8 protein-coding genes are annotated in these 4,562 nt (G+C 67.5%); 2 read left to right on the top strand and 6 right to left on the bottom strand.

Annotation, left to right across the window (positions count from 1 at the left end):
- Together B8115_RS00070 and sfsA are read left to right on the top strand one after the other, a co-directional pair.
- Window positions 1-327 (top strand): aminotransferase class I/II-fold pyridoxal phosphate-dependent enzyme (locus B8115_RS00070; protein ID WP_010625682.1); only part of this gene is annotated, 327 nt, incomplete at its 5' end.
- An 8-nt stretch (window positions 328-335) separates the two neighbouring features.
- Complete coding sequence (gene sfsA / locus B8115_RS00065; RefSeq protein WP_010625681.1) at window positions 336-1,094, top strand: DNA/RNA nuclease SfsA; 759 nt, start codon at window positions 336-338, stop codon at window positions 1,092-1,094.
- Here the strand turns inward: sfsA and B8115_RS00060 are convergent.
- The 6 genes from B8115_RS00060 to B8115_RS00035 all read right to left on the bottom strand — a co-directional run.
- A complete protein-coding gene (locus tag B8115_RS00060) occupies window positions 1,053-1,382 on the bottom strand; it encodes a Rieske 2Fe-2S domain-containing protein (protein WP_010625680.1) in 330 nt (109 codons plus the stop codon). The genes sfsA and B8115_RS00060 overlap by 42 nt on opposite strands.
- A 3-nt stretch (window positions 1,383-1,385) precedes the next feature.
- Entirely contained in the window at window positions 1,386-1,853 is a 468-nt protein-coding gene (locus B8115_RS00055) for a DUF4426 domain-containing protein (RefSeq protein WP_010625679.1), read from the bottom strand.
- A 58-nt stretch (window positions 1,854-1,911) separates the two neighbouring features.
- The gene (gene metW / locus B8115_RS00050; RefSeq protein ID WP_010625678.1) at window positions 1,912-2,514 is read right to left on the bottom strand and encodes a methionine biosynthesis protein MetW; all 603 of its coding nucleotides are present in this window, start codon (window positions 2,512-2,514) and stop codon (window positions 1,912-1,914) included.
- Complete coding sequence (locus B8115_RS00045) at window positions 2,514-3,671, bottom strand: homoserine O-acetyltransferase (RefSeq protein ID WP_010625677.1); 1,158 nt, start codon at window positions 3,669-3,671, stop codon at window positions 2,514-2,516. Before B8115_RS00045 ends, metW begins: the two co-directional genes overlap by 1 nt.
- Window positions 3,672-3,736: 65 nt before the next feature.
- A complete protein-coding gene (locus B8115_RS00040) occupies window positions 3,737-4,327 on the bottom strand; it encodes a YggT family protein (protein ID WP_010625676.1) in 591 nt (196 codons plus the stop codon).
- Between the two features lie 76 nt (window positions 4,328-4,403).
- Window positions 4,404-4,562 (bottom strand): pyrroline-5-carboxylate reductase (locus B8115_RS00035; protein WP_010625675.1); only part of this gene is annotated, 159 nt, incomplete at its 5' end.

Here is a 4,562-nt window from a genome sequence, read left to right as displayed (position 1 = left end):
CCCGAGTGCCGGGAGCTGCTCGAAGCCCGACGCAGCGAACTCGGCCGCCGCCGCGATGCGCTGCTGGCCGGGCTCGCCCGCCTGGGGCTGGTGCCCTCGCTGCCGCCCCAGGGGGCCTTCTACCTGTGGCTCGACATCTCGCGCTACAGCCGCGACAGCCAGGCGTTCTGTCAGGGCCTGCTGGAAGAGGAGAACGTCGCCATCACGCCCGGCATCGACTTTGCCGTGGTGGGCGGCGAGCACCACGTGCGTATCGCCTTCACCACCGGGGTCGAACGCCTGGAGGAGGCGGTGAGACGGCTCGAGCGCTTCCTGGCGCGACGGTAGGCGGCGAGATGGACTATCCCCAACTGGTTCCCGGCGTGCTGCTGCGCCGCTACAAGCGCTTTCTGGCCGACGTGCGCCTCGACGACGGCCGCGAGGTGGTGGCCCACTGCCCCAATACCGGCTCGATGCGGGCGGTCAATGTGCCCGGCTGTCGGGTATGGCTGGCCGCGAGCGACAATCCGGCACGCAAGCTGGCCTGGACCTGGGAGCTAATCGAGCTGACCCAGCCCGACGGCAGCGTGGCGCTGGCGTCGGTGCATACCGGGCGCACCAATCGCATCGTCGAGGAGGCGCTGGCAGGGGGGCGAATTGCCGCGCTGGCCGGCTATGCCGAACTCCGGCGCGAGGCCAAGGTGGCGGGCGCGCGGCTCGACTTTCGTCTCGACGACCCCGAGCGCGGCACCGCCTTCGTCGAGGTCAAGCAGGTCACGCTCAAGGAAGAGGACGGCCACGGTTACTTTCCCGATGCGGTGAGCGAGCGCGGGCGCAAGCACCTGCTGGCGCTGGCGGCCCTTGCCGAGCAGGGGCAGCGTGCGGTGCTGCTGTTCTGCGTTGCCCACGGCGGCATTCGCGACGTGGCGCCGGCAGCACACCTCGACCCGGCCTATGCCGCCACGCTCGAGGCCGTGGCAGCGCGGGGAGTGGAAGTGCTGGCCTACGGCTGCGAGTTCGGCTGGCACGAGTCACGGCCGGTGTCGGTCGCGCTGGGTGAGCGGCTTGCGGTGTCACTCACTCGCCAAGTGAATATTGCCCTCGGCGTCGATTGAGATCGCCAGCGGCTCCAGGAAGCGGCCCTGGCAGGGGCCGAACACGCACTCGCCGCTTTCCGGCAGGAACAGCGCACCGTGCATGCCGCACTGGATCAGTTCGCCGCTCGCTTCGAGAAAGTCGCCTTCCGGCAGGTTGAGCGGCACCTGCTGATGCGGGCAGCGGTTGACGAAGGCGCTGACCCGGCCGTGAACGCGCACCAGGAAGGCGTGGCGTCCGTCGGGCAGCGCCACACCCCGCGAGGACGAGGTGTCGAACTGCGCCAGGTGGGCAATGGGCTGGGACATGGCTCAGCGGTCGATATGGAAGCGCTGGACGAAGCCCACTTCGGCCGGCTGCCGGTTGCGGTCGTAGCGCACTTCCAGGTCGAAGCGCATGGGCTCGTCGTCGCGAATGCGGAACACCGCCACCTGCGACTGGGTATTGCCCTCACGCAGGGTGCGGAACTCCAGCGGCGTGCGATTCTGTCCCTGCAGCTCCCCGACCGTACCGCTGACCGGCGCATTGACCGGTCGCAGTTCGCCCTCGACCTCCTCCAGCACGCTGACGTTGAGCAGTGCCATGGCCGGGCTGCGCTGGATACCGTGGGCTTCGGCCACGGAGGCGGGCAGGAAGTCGGTGCTCACCGCGCTGTAGTGGATCTGGTAGGCGCCGACCTGTTCGTACTGCTGGGCCTGCGCCGACAGCGACAGCAGGCCCAGAGCCAGCAGCAGACCGGCGGCAAGGTGACGAAGCGGCAGGATGCGATGGCTCGACATGGCACTCTCTCCTTGAAATGGCGGGCCTGCCTTGAAATGGCGGGCCCGCGGTACGGCCTCAGCGGCGATCCTGGCGTTCGACGCGAAAGATCGCGATCTCGCCGAACAGGTTGGGCCGCAGCCGGGTGGCCCAATGGCCCTCGTGATCGCCGATGCCTACGGCACGGTCGGTGATGCGTAGCCCCTTCTCGCGACACAGGTGCTCGAAGTCGTTGAAGGTCGAGAGATGGATGTTGGGCGTATCGTACCAGGCATGAGGCAGCGACTTGGAGACCGGCATGTAGCCGCGGATCCCCAGGTGCACCCGATGGCGCCAGTAGGCGAAGTTGGGGAAGGTGATGATGCACTCGTTGGCCACCCGCAGCATCTCGTCGAGCATGCGGTCGGGGCGGCGCAGGGCCTGCAGGGCCTGGGTCATGACCACCAGGTCGTAGGTGTCGTCCTCGAAGTGCACCAGCCCCTCGTCGAGGTTCTGCTCGATGACGCTCACCCCCTTGGCGATACAGGCCGTGATGCCCGCCGGGTCGATCTCCAGGCCGTAGCCGGTGACCCCCTTGTCCCGCGCCAGGGCTTCGAGCAGGGTGCCGTCGCCGCAGGCCAGGTCGAGAATGTGGGCGCCTTCGGGCACCCAGCGATGGATCAGCTCCAGGTCGGCACGCATCATGCGGTCTCCTCCAAGCCCAGCTCGCGGGCGGCGCGAGACATGAAGGCGGCGAACACCGCCTGGTAGCGCGGCTCCGGCAGCAGGAAGGCGTCGTGACCGTGGGGCGAGTCGATGTTGACGTAGCTCACCCGCTTGCCGGCGCGGATCAGGGCGTTGGCCAGCTCGCGGGAGCGCGACGGCGGGAAGCGCCAGTCGCTGGTGAAGCTCACCACCAGGAATGGGCACTGGCTGGGCGCGACGGCATCGGCCAGCACGCCGCCGTGCTCCGCTGCCGGGTCGAAGTAGTCCAGCGCCTTGGTCATCAGCAGGTAGGTGTTGGCGTCGAAGGCGGTGGAGAAGGTGTCGCCCTGGTAGCGCAGGTAGGATTCGACCTGAAACTCCACGTCGTAGCCGAAGTTGAGGTCCTCGCTGCGCAGGTCGCGGCCGAACTTGCTGCCCATGGCGTCTTCCGAGAGGTAGGTGATGTGCCCCACCATGCGCGCCAGCTTGAGGCCGCGTCGGGGGGCGGTACCGTGCTCGGCGTACCAGCCGTCGTGGAAGTCCGGGTCGGAGCGGATCGCCTGGCGCGCCACCTCGTTGAAGGCGATGTTCTGCGCCGAGAGCTTGGGCGTGGCGGCGATGATCACCGCGTTGGCGACCCGCTCTGGATAGAGGCGGGTCCACTGCAGTACCTGCATGCCGCCGAGACTGCCGCCGATGGCAGCGGCGAAGCGCTCGATGCCCAGGCGATCGGCTAGGCGCGCCTGGCTGTGCACCCAGTCGCTCACCGTGACCATGGGGAAGTCGGGCCCCCACTGACGGCCGGTGGCGGGGTTGGTGCTGATCGGCCCCGTGCTGCCGTGACAGCCGCCCAGGTTGTTCAGCGACACCACGAAGAAGCGGTTGGTATCGATCGACTTGCCCGGGCCGATATGGGCGTCCCACCAGCCGGGCTTGCGCTCGTCGGCGTCATGGTAGCCGGCGGCATGGTGGTGTCCCGACAGGGCATGGCAGATCAGTACCGCATTGGAACGCTCGGCGTTGAGCGTGCCATAGGTCTCGTAGACGAGATCGTAAGCGGGCAGGGTTCTGCCGCAGGCCAGGGCCAGGGGGTCGTCGAAGTGCGCCGTCTGCGGCGTCACCAGGCCGACCGAGTCATCGGGAAGCTCGGGCATCTTGTCGTTCTATGTCCAGTCGTTGAGGGTCCAGTCGTTGAGGTCCATCACGGCGACAGTGTGGATCACAGCCCCACCAGAGCGCCGGCGATACCGGCGGCACGGGTCAGCGCGCCCACCACGATACCATCGACGATGCTGATGGCGATGAAGACCACGATCGGCGACAGGTCGATCATGCCCAGCGGCGGAATGACCTTGCGCACCGGTGCCATGATCGGCTCCACCAACTGCATCACCAGCAGCGCCCCGGGATGGCTGGCGTTGGGCGCGACCCAGCTCAGGATGATCATCACGATCAAGGCGAAGAAATAGATCTTGAGAATGGCGTTGGCGATGGCCGCAATGGCGCCGATCGCCACCTGGGTGATCGGCGGCATGCCGATGCCGGCGATCTGCAGGATCGCCACGATGCTGACCGCCTTGAGCACGAAGGCCGCGGCCAGGGTGGCCATGTCGAAGCGTCCCATCACCGGGCCGAGGAAGCCCTGAAAGGGGCGCACCACTGGCTGGGTGATCTTCACCACCGACTGGCTGATGGGGTTGTAGTAGTCGGCCTGGGATGCCTGCAGCAGAAAGCGCAGCATCATCAGGAACAGGTAGATGTTGATCAGGGTGTTGACCAGCAGCAGGCCGGCATTTCCCATTTGGCCCATGTGGGCTCCTCCATGTCGTCGAGATGGCCGCTCCGTCAGCGGGAGCGGCCTGAAAGACTATCGTTGGCCGAGAAGGCTATCGCTGGCCGAGCTCTTCGGCCATCTCCCGCGCGCGGGCGGCGCAGGCATCCATGGCGTCGGCCACGATGCCGCGCAGGCCGGCCTGCTCCATGTGCTCCACGGCACGCTCGGTGGTGCCACCGGGAGACATCACGTTGCGCTTGACTCGCGATAT

Source organism: Halomonas sp. KM-1 (assembly GCF_000246875.1).
GTDB classification, from domain to species: Bacteria; Pseudomonadota; Gammaproteobacteria; order Pseudomonadales; family Halomonadaceae; genus Halomonas; species Halomonas aerodenitrificans.
This window is presented reverse-complemented; position numbering and strand designations above follow the sequence as displayed.

Excerpts from the sequence above, each read along its gene's own strand:
- sfsA (WP_010625681.1), top strand. The coding sequence starts at position 336 with ATGGACTATCCCCAACTGGTTCCCGGCGTGCTGCTGCGCCGCTACAAG.
- B8115_RS00060 (WP_010625680.1), bottom strand. The coding sequence starts at position 1,382 with ATGTCCCAGCCCATTGCCCACCTGGCGCAGTTCGACACCTCGTCCTCG.
- B8115_RS00055 (WP_010625679.1), bottom strand. The coding sequence starts at position 1,853 with ATGTCGAGCCATCGCATCCTGCCGCTTCGTCACCTTGCCGCCGGTCTG.
- metW (WP_010625678.1), bottom strand. The coding sequence starts at position 2,514 with ATGCGTGCCGACCTGGAGCTGATCCATCGCTGGGTGCCCGAAGGCGCC.
- B8115_RS00045 (WP_010625677.1), bottom strand. The coding sequence starts at position 3,671 with ATGCCCGAGCTTCCCGATGACTCGGTCGGCCTGGTGACGCCGCAGACG.
- B8115_RS00040 (WP_010625676.1), bottom strand. The coding sequence starts at position 4,327 with ATGGGCCAAATGGGAAATGCCGGCCTGCTGCTGGTCAACACCCTGATC.